General features: G+C 67.0%; 26 protein-coding genes. 3 read left to right on the top strand and 23 right to left on the bottom strand.

Annotated elements, in window-relative coordinates; all coding sequences use genetic code 11:
• Positions 1–3 precede the first annotated feature (3 nt).
• The 23 genes from KOL93_RS02905 to KOL93_RS02795 all read right to left on the bottom strand — a co-directional run bounded on the left by KOL93_RS02905 (position 4) and on the right by KOL93_RS02795 (position 12,160).
• A complete protein-coding gene (locus KOL93_RS02905; RefSeq protein WP_221583791.1) occupies positions 4–597 on the bottom strand; it encodes an adenylate kinase in 594 nt (197 codons plus the stop codon).
• The gene (secY, locus tag KOL93_RS02900; RefSeq protein WP_221583790.1) at positions 594–1,916 is read right to left on the bottom strand and encodes a preprotein translocase subunit SecY; all 1,323 of its coding nucleotides are present in this window, start codon (positions 1,914–1,916) and stop codon (positions 594–596) included. The genes KOL93_RS02905 and secY overlap by 4 nt, the downstream gene beginning before the upstream one ends.
• Before the next feature lie 119 nt (positions 1,917–2,035).
• Positions 2,036–2,497 (bottom strand): 50S ribosomal protein L15, encoded by a 462-nt coding sequence (gene rplO / locus KOL93_RS02895; RefSeq protein WP_374107102.1) that lies wholly within the window; start codon positions 2,495–2,497, stop codon positions 2,036–2,038.
• A complete protein-coding gene (rpmD, locus tag KOL93_RS02890; RefSeq protein ID WP_029151044.1) occupies positions 2,494–2,679 on the bottom strand; it encodes a 50S ribosomal protein L30 in 186 nt (61 codons plus the stop codon). The genes rplO and rpmD overlap by 4 nt, the downstream gene beginning before the upstream one ends.
• On the bottom strand, positions 2,679–3,368 hold the full coding sequence (gene rpsE, locus KOL93_RS02885; protein ID WP_221583788.1) for a 30S ribosomal protein S5: 690 nt from the start codon (positions 3,366–3,368) through the stop codon (positions 2,679–2,681). The genes rpmD and rpsE overlap by 1 nt, the downstream gene beginning before the upstream one ends.
• The gene (gene rplR / locus KOL93_RS02880) at positions 3,365–3,724 is read right to left on the bottom strand and encodes a 50S ribosomal protein L18 (RefSeq protein ID WP_221583787.1); all 360 of its coding nucleotides are present in this window, start codon (positions 3,722–3,724) and stop codon (positions 3,365–3,367) included. The genes rpsE and rplR overlap by 4 nt, the downstream gene beginning before the upstream one ends.
• 2 nt (positions 3,725–3,726) lie before the next feature.
• Entirely contained in the window at positions 3,727–4,263 is a 537-nt protein-coding gene (gene rplF / locus KOL93_RS02875) for a 50S ribosomal protein L6 (RefSeq protein WP_221583786.1), read from the bottom strand.
• A gap of 6 nt (positions 4,264–4,269) precedes the next feature.
• Positions 4,270–4,668, bottom strand: coding sequence for a 30S ribosomal protein S8 (rpsH, locus tag KOL93_RS02870; protein ID WP_221583785.1), 399 nt, complete (start codon positions 4,666–4,668; stop codon positions 4,270–4,272).
• 158 nt (positions 4,669–4,826) lie between these two features.
• A complete protein-coding gene (rplE, locus tag KOL93_RS02865) occupies positions 4,827–5,408 on the bottom strand; it encodes a 50S ribosomal protein L5 (RefSeq protein WP_221583784.1) in 582 nt (193 codons plus the stop codon).
• Between the two features lie 10 nt (positions 5,409–5,418).
• Entirely contained in the window at positions 5,419–5,790 is a 372-nt protein-coding gene (rplX, locus tag KOL93_RS02860) for a 50S ribosomal protein L24 (RefSeq protein WP_221583783.1), read from the bottom strand.
• A 3-nt stretch (positions 5,791–5,793) separates the two neighbouring features.
• A complete protein-coding gene (rplN, locus tag KOL93_RS02855; protein WP_221583782.1) occupies positions 5,794–6,162 on the bottom strand; it encodes a 50S ribosomal protein L14 in 369 nt (122 codons plus the stop codon).
• Between the two features lie 29 nt (positions 6,163–6,191).
• Entirely contained in the window at positions 6,192–6,476 is a 285-nt protein-coding gene (gene rpsQ / locus KOL93_RS02850) for a 30S ribosomal protein S17 (RefSeq protein WP_221583781.1), read from the bottom strand.
• On the bottom strand, positions 6,476–6,781 hold the full coding sequence (gene rpmC, locus KOL93_RS02845; protein ID WP_221583780.1) for a 50S ribosomal protein L29: 306 nt from the start codon (positions 6,779–6,781) through the stop codon (positions 6,476–6,478). The genes rpsQ and rpmC overlap by 1 nt, the downstream gene beginning before the upstream one ends.
• Positions 6,781–7,200, bottom strand: coding sequence for a 50S ribosomal protein L16 (gene rplP / locus KOL93_RS02840; RefSeq protein WP_221583779.1), 420 nt, complete (start codon positions 7,198–7,200; stop codon positions 6,781–6,783). Before rplP ends, rpmC begins: the two co-directional genes overlap by 1 nt.
• On the bottom strand, positions 7,200–7,955 hold the full coding sequence (gene rpsC / locus KOL93_RS02835; protein ID WP_221583778.1) for a 30S ribosomal protein S3: 756 nt from the start codon (positions 7,953–7,955) through the stop codon (positions 7,200–7,202). Before rpsC ends, rplP begins: the two co-directional genes overlap by 1 nt.
• A complete protein-coding gene (gene rplV / locus KOL93_RS02830; protein ID WP_221583777.1) occupies positions 7,955–8,350 on the bottom strand; it encodes a 50S ribosomal protein L22 in 396 nt (131 codons plus the stop codon). Before rplV ends, rpsC begins: the two co-directional genes overlap by 1 nt.
• Before the next feature lie 25 nt (positions 8,351–8,375).
• Positions 8,376–8,657 carry a 30S ribosomal protein S19 gene (rpsS, locus tag KOL93_RS02825; RefSeq protein WP_221583776.1) on the bottom strand — a complete coding sequence of 94 codons (282 nt, stop codon included), beginning with the start codon at positions 8,655–8,657 and terminating at the stop codon, positions 8,376–8,378.
• Positions 8,658–8,669: 12 nt separating this feature from the next.
• On the bottom strand, positions 8,670–9,509 hold the full coding sequence (rplB, locus tag KOL93_RS02820) for a 50S ribosomal protein L2 (RefSeq protein ID WP_221583775.1): 840 nt from the start codon (positions 9,507–9,509) through the stop codon (positions 8,670–8,672).
• Positions 9,510–9,534: 25 nt separating this feature from the next.
• Positions 9,535–9,834: a 50S ribosomal protein L23 gene (gene rplW, locus KOL93_RS02815; RefSeq protein WP_221583774.1), complete on the bottom strand. Its 300-nt coding sequence runs from the start codon at positions 9,832–9,834 to the stop codon at positions 9,535–9,537.
• On the bottom strand, positions 9,831–10,487 hold the full coding sequence (gene rplD, locus KOL93_RS02810) for a 50S ribosomal protein L4 (RefSeq protein ID WP_221583773.1): 657 nt from the start codon (positions 10,485–10,487) through the stop codon (positions 9,831–9,833). Before rplD ends, rplW begins: the two co-directional genes overlap by 4 nt.
• 5 nt (positions 10,488–10,492) lie before the next feature.
• Positions 10,493–11,152, bottom strand: a complete 660-nt coding sequence (gene rplC, locus KOL93_RS02805; RefSeq protein ID WP_221583772.1) for a 50S ribosomal protein L3 — start codon at positions 11,150–11,152, stop codon at positions 10,493–10,495.
• Between the two features lie 8 nt (positions 11,153–11,160).
• Positions 11,161–11,469, bottom strand: coding sequence for a 30S ribosomal protein S10 (gene rpsJ / locus KOL93_RS02800; protein ID WP_110589670.1), 309 nt, complete (start codon positions 11,467–11,469; stop codon positions 11,161–11,163).
• Between the two features lie 475 nt (positions 11,470–11,944).
• A complete protein-coding gene (locus KOL93_RS02795) occupies positions 11,945–12,160 on the bottom strand; it encodes a hypothetical protein (protein ID WP_221583771.1) in 216 nt (71 codons plus the stop codon).
• 116 nt (positions 12,161–12,276) lie between these two features.
• Between KOL93_RS02795 and KOL93_RS02790 the strand changes: the two genes are divergently transcribed.
• From KOL93_RS02790 to KOL93_RS02780, 3 genes are read left to right on the top strand one after another with little or no spacing between them, the layout of a single operon-like run.
• Positions 12,277–12,759 (top strand): GtrA family protein, encoded by a 483-nt coding sequence (locus KOL93_RS02790; protein ID WP_221583770.1) that lies wholly within the window; start codon positions 12,277–12,279, stop codon positions 12,757–12,759.
• Positions 12,759–13,610, top strand: a complete 852-nt coding sequence (locus KOL93_RS02785; RefSeq protein ID WP_221583769.1) for a glycosyltransferase family 2 protein — start codon at positions 12,759–12,761, stop codon at positions 13,608–13,610. Before KOL93_RS02790 ends, KOL93_RS02785 begins: the two co-directional genes overlap by 1 nt.
• Positions 13,607–14,560: a glycosyltransferase family 2 protein gene (locus KOL93_RS02780; protein WP_221583768.1), complete on the top strand. Its 954-nt coding sequence runs from the start codon at positions 13,607–13,609 to the stop codon at positions 14,558–14,560. Before KOL93_RS02785 ends, KOL93_RS02780 begins: the two co-directional genes overlap by 4 nt.
• The last annotated feature ends 18 nt before the right edge of the window (positions 14,561–14,578 follow it).

Here is a 14,578-nt window from a genome sequence, read left to right as displayed (position 1 = left end):
CCGTCAGACGGCGACGCGCACGAGGCCGCGGGCCTCGAGTGCGGACACGATGCGCGCGGTGATCTCGTCGAGCGAGCCCACGCCGTCGATGCGGTCGACGATGCCGCGCTCGGCATACGTGTCGATGATCGGCGCGGTCTCGCTCTCGTAGATCGACAGGCGCTTCGCCACGGCCTCTTCGGTGTCGTCGCTGCGGCCCTGCTCGGTCGCCCGCTGGAGGATGCGGGAGATCGACTCGTCGCGCGGCACGTCGAGGAGGATCACGGCGTCGAGCTTCTCGTCGCGCGCCGACAGGAACTCGTCGAGGTGCGCCACCTGCGCGCGGTTGCGCGGGTAGCCGTCGAGCAGGAAGCCCTGCTGCGCGTCGTCTTCCCCGAGGCGGTCGCGCACGATCTCGCTCGTGACCTCGTCGGGCACCAGGTCACCGGCGTCGGTGATCGCCTGGACCTTCTTGCCGAGCTCGGTCTCGTTCTTGATGTTCGCGCGGAAGATGTCGCCCGTCGAGACGACGGGGATGCCGAAGCCCTCCGCGATGCGCACGCCCTGCGTGCCCTTGCCCGAGCCCTGCGGCCCGACGATCAGGAGACGTGTCGTCATCGGAGGAGCCCTTCGTAGTGGCGCTGCTGGAGCTGCGCGTCGATCTGCTTGACGGTCTCGAGACCCACACCGACGATGATGAGGATCGAGGCGCCGCCGAACGGGAAGTTCTGGTTCGCCTGCACCGTCGCCAGCGCGATGAGCGGGATCAGCGCGATGAGGCCCAGGTAGATCGAACCGGGGAACGTGATGCGCGTGAGCACGTAGTCGAGGTACTCGGCCGTGGGCCGACCGGCGCGGACGCCGGGAACGAATCCGCCGTACTTCTTCATGTTGTCGGCGACGTCGACCGGGTTGAAGGTGATCGCGACGTAGAAGTACGTGAACCCGATGATCAGCAGGAAGTAGACCGCCATGTAGACGGGCTGATCGCCCGTCGTGAAGTACTGGCCGATCCACTGCACCCACTCGGGCGGCGCGGATCCGTCGGTCGGGGTGTTGAACTGCGCGATCAGAGCCGGGATGTAGAGCAGCGACGAGGCGAAGATGACGGGCACGACGCCGGCCATGTTGACCTTGATCGGGATGTACGTGTTGGTGCCGCCGTACGTGCGACGGCCGACCATGCGCTTCGCGTACTGCACGGGGACGCGGCGCTGAGACTGCTCGACGAAGACGACGAGCGCGACGATGACGAGGCCGATCGCGAGGACGAGGAGGAAGACCTCGAGTCCGCGCGCGGCGAGGATGGCGCCGAGCGCACCGGGGAACGTCGCGGCGATCGACGTGAAGATGAGCAGCGACATGCCGTTGCCGACGCCGTGCTCGGTGACGAGCTCGGCCATCCACATCACGAGGCCCGTACCGGCCGTCAGCGTGATGACGATCATGGCCTGCGCGAGCCAGCCGCTGTCCGTCAGGAGGTTGTTGCAGGCGGGGATGTCGGTGACGCCGAACAGCTGACCCGAGCGGGCGACCGTGACGAGCGTCGTCGACTGCAGCAGCGCCAGCGCGATCGTGAGGTAGCGCGTGTACTGCGTGAGCTTCGCCTGGCCCGCCTGGCCCTCCTTGTGGAGCGCCTCGAAGTGCGGGATGACGACGCGGAGCAGCTGCGTGATGATCGTCGCCGTGATGTACGGCATGACGCCGAGGGCGAAGATCGAGAGCTGCAGGAGCGCGCCGCCCGAGAAGAGGTTGACGAGCGACAGCAGTCCGTCGCCGCCCTCGTTCTCCTGGAGGCAGGCCTGCACGTTCGGATAGCTCACGAACGGCGCCGGGACATGCGCGCCGAAGCGGTAGATGGCGATGATGCCGAGCGTGAAGCCGATCTTCCGGCGAAGGTCAGGCGTGCGGAAGATCCGCGCGATGGCGCTGAACAAGAAACTGCCTCCCAAACAGGACGATGAACGCGCAGGAGCGCACACCAGCCTCAAGACTAACCGAAAAGGACCGGGAGCTCGTCGCTCCCGGTCCTTTCGGCAGAACGCACGCGAGTGCGTTACTTGATGGAACCGCCTGCGGCCTCGATCTTGGCCTTGGCCGACGCCGAGACCTTGTCGGCCTGGACGTTCAGCGCGACCGAGATCTCGCCGTCGCCCAGAACCTTGACCAGCTGGTTCTTGCGCACGAGGCCCTTGGCCACGATGTCGTCGACAGTGATGTCGCCGCCCTCGGGGAAGGCCTCGGCCAGCTTGTCCAGGTTCACGACCTGGTACTCGGTGCGGAACGGGTTCTTGAACCCGCGCAGCTTCGGGGTGCGCATGTGCAGCGGCATCTGGCCACCCTCGAAGCCGACGCGCACGGTGTTGCGCGCGCGCGTTCCCTTGGTGCCTCGACCCGCCGTCTTGCCCTTCGAGCCCTCACCGCGACCCTTGCGGGTCTTCGCGGTGTTGGCGCCGGGGACGGGACGCAGGTGGTGAGCCTTGAGCACGCCGGGGCGCTCGTTGTTCTCAGCCATCAGTCGATCTCCTCAACCTTCACGAGGTGAGCGACGGCACGGACGTAACCGCGGGTCTGAGCGTCGTCGGGGCGGACGACCGCGTCACCGATGCGCTTGAGACCGAGGCTCCGCAGCGTGTGACGCTGGTTCTGCTTCTCGCTCACCTTGGACTTGATCTGCGTAACCTTCAGACGCGCAGCCATCAGGAACCTACCTTCGCAGCAGCGGCGGCCTCTGCCTCCGCACGAACCAGACGGGCGGGCGCGACCTGGTCGAACTCGAGACCGCGACGCGCGGCGACCGCACGAGGCTCCTCGAGCTGCTTCAGAGCCGCGACCGTCGCGTGCACGATGTTGATCGTGTTCGACGAGCCGAGCGACTTCGACAGCACGTCGTGGATGCCGGCGCACTCGAGCACGGCGCGGACGGGACCACCGGCGATGACACCGGTACCCGCGGACGCCGGGCGGAGCATGACGACACCGGCTGCGGCCTCACCCTGCACGGGGTGCGGGATCGACTGGCCGGCACGAGGAACGCGGAAGAAGTTGCGCTTCGCCTCCTCGACGCCCTTCGAGATCGCGAGGGGAACCTCGCGAGCCTTGCCGTAGCCGACGCCCACGAGACCCGCACCGTCGCCGACGACGACGAGAGCGGTGAAGCTGAAGCGACGACCACCCTTGACGACCTTGGCGACGCGGTTGATCGTGACGACGCGCTCCAGGAACTGGCTGTCGTTGCCGCGACCGCGGTCGTTGCCACGACGGTCGCCACGGCCTCCACGGCCGCCGCGGTCGTTGCCGCGACGATCCTGGCGCTGCTCGGTCTGCGCCTTCTCGGGCGCCTTCTGACCGGCTTCGGTGGTCACTTCGGTCTCCTTGTTGTCACTCACAGGCTCAGCCCTCCCTCGCGCGCGCCATCCGCGATGGCCGCGACGCGACCTGCGTAGCGGTTGCCGCCGCGGTCGAACACGACGGCCTCGATGCCAGCGGCCTTCGCGCGCTCGGCGAGAAGCTCGCCGACCTTGCGTGCCTTGGCGGTCTTGTCAGCCCCGAGCGAGCGGAGCTCGGTCTCGAGGGTCGACGCCGACGCGAGCGTGTGGCCCTGAGCGTCGTCGATGATCTGGACGAACACGTGACGAGCGGAGCGCGTCACGACGAGACGGGGACGCTGCGCGGTGCCCACGACCTTCTTGCGAAGGCGAGTGTGGCGGCGCGAACGCGCTGCAGTCTTCGACTTCACAGCCATGATTACTTACCAGCCTTTCCGGCCTTGCGGCGGACCTGCTCGCCGGCGTAACGCACACCCTTGCCCTTGTAGGGCTCCGGCGGACGGATCTTGCGGATTTTGGCAGCTGCCTCGCCGACGGCCTGCTTGGAGAGGCCGCTGACGGTCAGCTTGTTGTTGCCCTCGACCTTGTAGGTGATGCCGGCCGGCGGCTCGATGAGCACGGGGTGCGAGAAGCCGAGAGCGAGCTCGACGTTCGAGCCCTTCTGCTGCGCGCGGTAACCAGTGCCGACGATCTCGAGATCCTTGGAGTAACCCTGGGTCACGCCGATGATGTCGTTGTTGATGAGGGTGCGGGTCAGGCCGTGCAGTGCACGCGACTCGCGCTCCTCGTCGGGACGGCTGACGATGACCTGGCCATCCTCGACCTTGGCCTCGATGGGCGCGGCGAACTCGAAGCTGAGCTCGCCCTTCGGGCCCTTGACGAAGACCGACTGACCGTCGATCTTCACCTCGACGCCCGCGGGAATGTCAATGGGAAGTTTTCCGATACGCGACATCGTCGATCACCACACGTAGGCGAGAACTTCTCCGCCCACGCCCTTCTGCTCGGCCTGACGGTCGGTGAGAAGACCGCTGGAGGTGGACAGGATTGCGACGCCGAGGCCACCGAGCACCTTGGGGAGCTCGTTCGACTTCGCGTACACGCGGAGTCCGGGCTTCGACACACGCTTGAGGCCCTGAAGCGAGCGCTCGCGGTTGGAGCCGTACTTCAGCGTCAGGGTGAGGGTCTTGCCGACGCGCGCGTCGGTCTCTTCCCACCCTGCGATGTAGCCCTCGCGCTTGAGGATGTCGGCGATGTGCGTCTTCAGCTTGCTCGACGGCAGCGACACCTGGTCGTGGTGCGCCGAGTTCGCGTTGCGCAGACGGGTCAGCAGATCTGCGACCGGGTCTGTCATGGTCATGTGAGATTTCCTTTGTTCATGAGGTTTCGGCTGCCGTTACGCGACAGACGACCTACCACGACGTGGATAGACAATGTTCAATTGTCAGCCAGGATGCCGGGCCCGGCCAAACCGAGCCCGGCATCCTCAGCTGTTTCCCTGAGTGGGCGGATGTCCGCTCAGGCGTCCTTCACGAACGGGAAGCCGAAGTGCGTGAGGAGCGCGCGGCCCTCCGCATCGTTCTTCGCGGTCGTGACGATCGTGATGTCGAAGCCGCGCACGCGGTCGATCTTGTCCTGATCGATCTCGTGGAAGATCGACTGCTCGGTCACACCGAAGGTGTAGTTGCCGTTGCCGTCGAACTGCTTCGGCGACAGACCGCGGAAGTCGCGGATGCGCGGAAGAGCGAGCGAGATGAGACGGTCCAGGAACTCCCACGAGCGGTCGCCACGGAGGGTGACGTGCGCGCCGATGGCCTGGCCCTCGCGCAGCTTGAACTGCGCGATCGACTTCTTCGCCTTGGTGACGACGGGCTTCTGACCGGTGATGGCCGTGAGGTCCTTCACCGCGCCGTCGATCACCTTGCTGTCGCGTGCGGCCTCGCCGACACCCGTGTTGACCACGACCTTGACCAGGCCGGGGACCTGCATGACGTTCTCGTAGCCGAACTCGTCCTGCATCTTCTGACGGATGTCGTTGCGGTAGACCTGCTTCAGGCGCGGCTGGATTTTGCCAGACTGCGCGGCGGTGTCCGTGCTCATTTGCTAACCCTTACTTTCCCTTGGGGTCGGGGATGTCCTCGCCCGAGCCCTTGGCGATGCGCACGCGCACGGTCTTCTTGACGCCGTCCTTGACCTGCTCCTCGACGCGGTAGCCGACGCGAGTCGGCTTCTTCGTCTCGGGGTCGACGATCGCGACGTTCGACACGTGGATCGGGGCCTCGAAGGTCTCGATTCCACCGGTCTTGGTGCCGCGCTGCGTCTGTCCGACGCGGTTGTGCTTGGTGATGTAGTTGACGCCCTCGACGATCACGCGATTGCCGAGGACCTCGAGGACCGTGCCCTGCTTGCCGCGGTCTCCGCCGCGCTCCTGCGTGGCTCCGGTGATCACCTGGACGAGGTCGCCCTTCTTGATCTTGGCCATGTGTTACAGCACCTCCGGGGCGAGCGAGACGATCTTCATGAACTTGCGGTCACGAAGCTCACGACCGACCGGTCCGAAGATGCGGGTGCCGCGGGGCTCCCCGTCGTTCTTCAGGATGACGGCGGCGTTCTCGTCGAACTTGATGTACGAGCCGTCAGGACGGCGCGTCTGCTTCACGGTTCGGACGACGACCGCCTTGACGACGTCGCCCTTCTTCACGTTGCCGCCGGGGATCGCGTCCTTGACCGTGGCCACGATGGTGTCGCCGACACCCGCGTAGCGGCGGTTGGAACCACCGAGCACGCGAATCGTCAGCAGCTCCTTCGCGCCGGTGTTGTCGGCGACCTTCAGGCGGGATTCGTTCTGAATCACTGGTTACTCCTTCACGCAAGCCCGAGGGCTTACTTGGCCTTTTCGACGATCTCGACCAGGCGCCAGCGCTTCGTGGCGCTGTACGGACGGGTCTCGTTGATCACGACCAGGTCGCCGATTCCGGCGGTGTTCTGCTCGTCGTGGACCTTGAGCTTGTTCGTGCGGCGGAGGACCTTGCCGTAGAGCGGGTGCTTCACGCGGTCCTCGACCTCGACGACGATGGTCTTGTCCATCTTGTCGCTCACGACGTAGCCGCGGGCGGACTTGCGGTAGCCGCGCTCGACGGCCTCCTCAGCCTTCTTGTCAGTGGCCATCACTCAGCCTCTCCCTCGGCAGCGGCCGTGTCGTCGGCCTTCTTCGCCTTGCTCTTCTTGGCCTTCTTCTCGACAGGGGCCGGCGTCGCACGGATCCCGAGCTCGCGCTCGCGGATGACCGTGTAGAGACGCGCGATGTCGCGCTTCACGGCGCGGATGCGACCGTGGCTCTCAAGCTGGCCGGTAGCCGACTGGAAGCGCAGGTTGAACAGCTCTTCCTTGGCCTTGCGCAGCTCCTCGACGAGGCGCTGGTCTTCGAACGTGTCGAGCTCGGTTGTGGCGAGCTCCTTGGTGCCGATCGCCATTACGCGTCGCCCTCCTCGCGCTTGATGATGCGTGCCTTGAGAGGCAGCTTGTGCATTGCTCGGGTCAGAGCACCCTTGGCGAGCTCTTCGCTCACACCGGCGACCTCGAAGAGGACGCGACCCGGCTTGACGTTGGCGACCCACCACTCCGGCGAGCCCTTACCCGAGCCCATGCGGACTTCGGCGGGCTTCTTCGTCAGCGGACGGTCGGGGTAGATGTTGATCCACACCTTGCCGCCGCGCTTGATGTGACGCGTCATGGCGATACGAGCTGCCTCGATCTGACGGTTCGTCACGTACGCGGGCGTGAGCGCCTGGATCCCGTACTCACCGAACGAGATCGTGGTGCCGCCGGTGGCCTGGCCCGAACGCTTCGGGTGGTGCTGCTTGCGGTACTTGACCTTGCGGGGAATCAGCATTACGCCGTTGCTCCTTCCGGGGCCTTCTTCGCGGCGTCGTCTCCACGACGCGGGCCGCGACGGCCGCCACGGTCGCGCGCCGGCTTCTTCGAAGCCTCCTCGCGAGCGAGTTCCTTGTTCGTGAGGTCGCCCTTGTAGACCCAGACCTTCACGCCGATGCGGCCGAAGGTGGTCTTCGCCTCGTAGAAGCCGTAGTCGATGTTCGCGCGAAGCGTGTGCAGCGGCACACGACCCTCGCGGTAGAACTCGGTGCGGCTCATCTCGGCGCCGCCGAGGCGGCCCGAGACCTGGATGCGAACACCCTTGGCGCCGGCGCGCATGGCGCCCTGCAGACCCTTGCGCATCGCGCGACGGAACGCCACGCGAGCAGCGAGCTGCTCGGCGACACCCTGCGCGACCAGCTGCGCGTCGGCCTCGGGGTTCTTGACCTCGAGGATGTTCAGCTGGATCTGCTTGCTCGTGAGCTTCTCGAGCTCCGAGCGGATGCGCTCGGCCTCCGCACCGCGGCGACCGATGACGATGCCGGGGCGTGCCGTGTGGATGTCGACGCGGACGCGGTCACGCGTGCGCTCGAGATCGATGCGGCTGACGCCGGCACGGTCGAGGTTCTTCTGCAGCAGGTGACGGATCCGGATGTCCTCGGCGACGTAGTCGGCGTAGCGCTGACCCGGCTTCGTCGAGTCGGCGAACCAACGCGACGTGTGGTCGGTCGTGATACCGAGGCGGAAGCCGTAAGGGTTGATCTTCTGTCCCATTACTTGCTCGCCTTCTTCTTGCTGCCGGCGACCGCGGCGGCGGTCTCAGGCGTGGAGAGCACGACCGTGATGTGGCTCGTGCGCTTCTTGATCTGGTCGGCGCGACCCTGAGCGCGGGGACGGAAGCGCTTGAGCGTGGTCCCCTCGTCGACGAAGGCGTTCTTCACGAACAGGTCCTGCTCGTTCAGGTACTCACCCGACTTGTCGGCCTTCACCTGCGCGTTGGCCTTCGCGGACTCGACGAGCTTGTAGATCGGCTCGGAAGCACCCTGCGCGGCGAACTTCAGGATCGCGAGGGCCTCGTCGGCCGGCTTTCCCTTGATGAGAGCGACGACACGACGAGCCTTCTGAGGGGTCACGCGGATGTGTCGCACGCGTGCGATGGACTCCACCATTTCTCTCTCCTCTTGCGTCGCCGCGTCAGCGGCGACGGCCCTTCTTGTCATCCTTCACGTGGCCGCGGAAGGTGCGGGTGGGCGCGAACTCGCCCAGCTTGTGGCCGACCATGGACTCGGACACGAACACAGGGATGTGCTTGCGACCGTCGTGGACGGCGATCGTGTGACCCAGCATGGCCGGGACGATCATCGAGCGGCGCGACCAGGTCTTGATCACGTTCTTCGTTCCCGCCTCGTTCTGCGAGACAACCTTGCGAAGCAGGTGCTCGTCGACGAAGGGGCCCTTCTTCAGACTGCGTGGCATCTTCTTGAACTCCTACTTGCGCTTCTTGCCCGAGGTGCGACGACGCACGATGTACTTGTCGCTTTCCTTGTTGGCGTGGCGGGTGCGGCCCTCTGCCTGGCCCCAGGGGGAAACGGGGTGACGTCCACCGGACGTGCGACCCTCACCACCACCGTGGGGGTGGTCGATCGGGTTCATCACGACACCGCGGACGGTCGGGCGAACGCCCTTCCAGCGGCTGCGACCGGCCTTGCCCCAGTTGATGTTCGACTGCTCGGCGTTGCCGACCTCGCCGATCGTGGCGCGGCAGCGCGCGTCGACGTTGCGGACCTCGCCCGACGGCAGACGGAGCTGCGCGTAGGGGCCGTCCTTCGCCACGAGGCGAACCGACGCACCGGCCGAGCGAGCCATCTTCGCGCCGCCACCGGGACGGAGCTCCACGTTGTGGATGACCGTACCCGTGGGGATGTTGCGCATCGGGAGGTTGTTGCCCGGCTTGATGTCGGCCTGAGCGCCCGACTCGACGATGTCGCCCTGCTTGAGCTTCGCCGGCGCGAGGATGTAGCGCTTCGTGCCGTCAGCGAAGTGGAGCAGCGCGATGCGCGCCGTGCGGTTGGGGTCGTACTCGATGTGAGCGACCTTCGCGTCGATGCCGTCCTTGTCGGTGCGACGGAAGTCGATCACGCGGTACTGGCGCTTGTGGCCACCGCCGATGTGACGCGTCGTGATGCGGCCCTGGTTGTTGCGGCCACCCGTCTTGGAGAGCGGGCGGAGCAGCGACTTCTCAGGCGTCGAACGCGTGATCTCGGCGAAGTCGGCCACCGACGAGCCGCGGCGACCGGGGGTCGTGGGCTTGTAGTTGCGAATAGCCATATTCGTTCCTTGTCCTTCCCAGCTATCAGGCGACAGCCGTGAAGATGTCGATGGATCCCGACTTGAGCGTCACGATGGCGCGCTTGGTGTCCTTGCGCTTGCCAGTGCCGAAGCGGGTACGGCGGGACTTGCCCGAGCGGTTCAGCGTGTTCACCGAAGCGACCTTCACACCGAAGATCTTCTCGATGGCCAGCTTGATCTCGGTCTTGTTGGCGCGGGGGTCCACGAGGAACGTGTACTTGCCCTCGTCGATCAGGCCGTAGCTCTTCTCCGAGACGACCGGCGCGATGATGATCTCGCGCGGGTCCTTGTTGATCGCGGTCATGCCGAGACCTCCTTGGCGCCGGCCTTCATCGCGATGAACGCGTCGATGGCCGCCTTGGTGAAGACGACATCGTCGCTGCGGACGACGTCGTATGCGTTGAGCTGGTCGGCGACGAGCACGTGCACGTTGCCGAGGTTGCGGACGCTGAGGAAGCCCATCTCGTCATCGCGGTCGAGGACGACGAGCGTCTTCTTGCCCGCGGTGAACTTCGCGAGGAAGCCGGATGCGGCCTTCGTCGACGGCGTCTCGACGCCGAACGACTCGACGACGTGCAGGCGCTCTCCGCGAAGGCGGTCGCTGAGCAGGCCCGCGAGGGCTGCGGCGATCATCTTCTTGGGGGTGCGCTGCGAGTAGTCGCGGGGCTTCGGTCCGTGGACGATGCCACCACCGCGGTGCTCGGGCTGACGGATCGAGCCCTGGCGCGCGCGGCCGGTGCCCTTCTGCTTGAAGGGCTTGGCACCGGTGCCCGAGACCTCACCGCGACGCTTGGTCGAGTGGGTGCCCTGGCGAGCCGCCGCGAGCTGCGCGGTGACGACCTGGTGGATCAGCGGAACGTTCGTCTTGACGTCGAACACCGAGGCGGGCAGGTCGACCGAGCCGGCCTTCTTGCCGTCCGTGTTCAGGACGTCGAGAGCGAGAGTGGAGTCAGTCATCTAACTCAGGCCCCCTTCACTGCGTTGCGGACGAACACGACGCGGCCCTTCGCGCCGGGGACGGCGCCCTTGACGAGCAGCAGACCCTTCTCGGCGTCGACGGCGTGCACCGTGAGGTTGAGAACGGTCACGCGCTCGCCGCCCATGCGGCCGGCCATGCGCGTGCCCTTGAAGACGCGGCTCGGGGTCGCCGAGGCGCCGATCGAACCGGGCTTGCGGTGGTTGCGGTGCGCACCGTGCGATGCGCCGACACCAGCGAAGTTGTGGCGCTTCATGACGCCCGCGAAGCCCTTGCCCTTGCTCGTGCCGACGACGTCGATGAGCTCGCCGGCCTCGAACGTCTCCTCGGCCTTGATCTCCTGGCCGGCCGTGTAGTCAGCGGCATCCGCGGTGCGGATCTCGGTGACCTGACGGCGGGGCGTGACGCCCGCGGCCTGGAAGTGACCGGTGAGGGGCTGGGTGACCTTGCGGGGGTCGATCTCGCCGGCCGCGATCTGCACGGCGTTGTAGCCGTCCTTCTCGGGCGTGCGGATCTGCGTGACGACGTTGGGAGCGAGCTCGATCACCGTGACGGGGATCTGCTTGCCGTCCTCGTTCCAGACCTGGGTCATGCCGAGCTTCTTGCCGAGCATGCCCTTCGAAACCTTGTTGTTGATATCAGCCACGACGCACCTCAGAGCTTGATCTCGATGTTGACGTCAGCCGGAAGGTCGAGTCGCATGAGCGAGTCGACGGCCTTCGGCGTCGGGTCCACGATGTCGATGAGGCGCTTGTGCGTGCGCTTCTCGAAGTGCTCGCGGCTGTCCTTGTACTTGTGGGGCGAACGGATGACCGCCACGACGTTCTTCTCCGTCGGGAGGGGCACCGGGCCCACGACCTGCGCACCCGCGCGGGTCACGGTGTCGACGATCTTGCGCGCCGACGTGTCGATGACCTCATGGTCATACGACTTCAGGCGAATGCGGATCTTCTGTCCCGCCATTTGTCTGCTCACTCTCTTCTCGCGTCTTACCTCGAGGGCATTGGACGCACGTACCCTCCGGACACCCTTCGGGTCGGCACTGCTCGCCGCCGCTCGAACGGACCCGAGGATCCGCCGCGCAGGACGCCGCGCCTTGTTCACATGTCAGCCCCACGAAGACACAGGACGAGCCCGTGAAGGTGTGGGGGTGTGAGTCGCTCCTCTGCCCGCGGCCCAGACCGTCGCGTTCAAGACGCCGCCTGTGCACTGCCAGTGCAGTGATTCGGTGCGTGCGCAGGGCGCAAGGCACCGAAATGTGGAACTGGTCTATTCTGCCAGGCGGCCAGCCCTCTGCGCAACCCGGGCGTGTCGCGGTGACAGCCCCGTGATTCCGCGGATCCCGGCGTTCGTCGGGGAGTCTCTCAGCAACCTCCCGAGCGGGCGCGAAGAACGCCCTCCCGCGCGGGGCGGAAGGGCGTCTCGAGAACGGCTGCGGCTACTGGTCGCCGATCTTGCCGTCGAGCTTCGCGCGCACCTCGTCGATCTTGCTGTCGGCCGAGTCGGGGGCGACCTTCTTCGCGAGGGCCTCGCCCTTGTCGAGGATCGAGTCGCTGATCTCCTCGGCCTTCTCGCTGCGCAGTGCGTCGTCGACCCTGTCCTTGTTCTGCTCGTAGGCGTCCTTGCCCTTGTTCACCAGGTCGTCGAATCCCATCGTGCCCCTCCGCTCGCGTCGCCTTCGCACGGCGTCTGACCGCGCGGGAACTAGTCTGGCACCGAAGCCCGCCGAGGGGAACGGCCGCGTGACGGCCCCGTCAGAAGAGGATCCGCGTGACAGACGACGAGCCGGCGAAGGCCCCGCAGACCGGTGGAATGGTCGGCCCCGATGGGCCGCTGCTCAAGCTCTTCCGCGACCGCCGCTTCGCGTTCCTCGTTGTGGGCGGCATCAACACCGGCGTCGGCTTCGTGTGGTTCATCCTCTTCTCGGAGCTGTTCGACGCGGTCTGGCCGGACGCCACCTGGGCCGAGTTCGCCGTGATCACTTGCGCGCAGATCACCTCGTCGCTCAGCGCGTTCTTCCTCTACCGCCACCTCGTGTTCCGGGTCCGGGGCCACCTGCTGCTCGACTTCGTGCGCTTCCAGCTCGTCTACGTGGTGATCTTCCCGCTCAACCTCGTCGTCGTGCCGGCGCTGACGCTCGGCCTCGACTGGAACCGCATCGTCGCGCAATTGATGTTCACTGTGGTGTACGTCGTGATCAGCTGGTTCGGCCACAGCCGGTTCTCGTTCCGCCGCAAGAAGGAGGAGGAGTGATGTCCGACGCTGAGCCGACGCTGTCCGTCGTGGTCCCCGCGTACGAGCAGGCCGACACCCTCGCCGAGACGATGACGTCCGTGCTCTCGCAGCACGACGTCGACCTCGAGCTCATCGTGGCCGACCACTCCTCCGCCGACGACACCTACGCCGTCGCCGAGCGGTTCGCCGCAGATCCCCGTGTGCGGCTCCTGCACACGCCCGCAGGCGGCGGCGCGGCGGCGAACTGGGCGGCCGTCACGCACGAAGCGCGCAGCGAGTACCTCAAGCTGCTGCCGGGCGACGACACGGTCCTTCCCGGATCGCTCGCGCGTCAGGTCGCGCTGCTCGCGCAGAACCCGGCCGCCGTGCTCGTGGCCGGGCGTCGGCGGATCATCGACGACCGCGGCCGGACGATCGCCCCGCGCCGCGGGCTGCAGGGGCTGGACGCGCGCATGCGCGGCGAGGACGCCGTGCGTCAGGCCGTGCGCAGCGGCACGAACCCGTTCGGCGAGCCCGGCGCCGTCACGATGCGGCGCGACGCCCTGGTGGCGGCCGGCGGCTGGCAGGGCGACTGGTCGTACGGCATCGACGTCGCGACGTACATCGCGGTGCTGCGCCACGGGCACTTCGTGCGCGACGACGGCGTGGCCTCGACGTTCCGCGTCAGCTCCGGCCAGTGGTCGGTCGCCCTCGCCGACCGCCAAGCGGCAGAGATGGCCGACCTGTTCGCGCACACGTCCGACGCCGTCGACCGCGTCACGCCCGACGATGTGCGCACGGGAGTGAATCGCGCCCGCCGCATGGCGCGCATGCGCCGCCTCGTCTACCGCGCCATGGCGCTCGCCCCTCGGAAGGGAGGTCGCTCATGACCGACCGCAAGCGCATCGCCTTCGTCCTACCGATCTTCAACGAGGAGGACAACATCCCCGTCCTCTTCGAGCGGATCACGCGGGTGGCCGCCGCGCTCGAGGAGCGGTACGCCTGCGAGTTCGTCTTCGTCGACGACGGCAGCCGCGACGGATCCCTCGCCCTCCTCCGCGCCCTGCGCGCGCAGGACGACCGCGTGTCCGTGTACGCCCTCGCCCGCAACGAGGGCCACCAGATCGCCGTCACCGCCGGCATCGACGTCGCAGATGCCGACGCCGTCATCGTCATGGACAGCGACCTGCAGGATCCGCCCGAGGTCTGCCACGACCTCATCGCCGCGTGGGAGCGCGGCGTCGACGTGGCCTACGCCGTGCGCCGCACCCGCGACGACGGCTTCTTCAAGCGCCTCACCGCCGGCGGGTTCTACTGGACGCTCTCGAAGCTCGCGCGCATCGAGATCCCCCGCGACACCGGCGACTTCCGCCTCATGGATCGCCGCGTCGTCGAGCAGCTGCGGCGATATCCCGAGCGCCACCGCTTCCTGCGCGGAATGGTCGCGGCGATCGGCTTCCGCCAGGAGCCCGTGCCGTTCGACCGCGACGCCCGCCACGCCGGAACCACGGGCTACCCGCTCAGCAAGATGATGAAGCTGGCCGCCGACGGGATCCTCGGGTTCAGCTCCTTCCCGCTGCGGCTCATCAGCGCGATCGGCATGATCCTCGCCGTGGGCGCCGGCGTCTGGACCGTCTACCTGGCAATCTCGCGCCTCGTCAACCCCGACTCGGTCGTCGAGGGCTGGACCTTCCTCGCCGCCGGGATGTTCCTCCTCGGCGGGATCCAGATGCTCATGCTCGGCGTGCTCGGCCAGTACATCGGCCGCATCTACGAGGAGGTCCAGGGGCGACCGCTCTACGCGTTCGCGGTGGCGGAAGCGGGGCCTGTCGAGCCTTAGTGCGTCGCGGGGCCCCGC

The sequence above is a fragment of the Microbacterium salitolerans genome, assembly GCF_019720895.1.
Taxonomy (GTDB): Bacteria; Actinomycetota; Actinomycetes; order Actinomycetales; family Microbacteriaceae; genus Microbacterium.
This window is presented reverse-complemented; position numbering and strand designations above follow the sequence as displayed.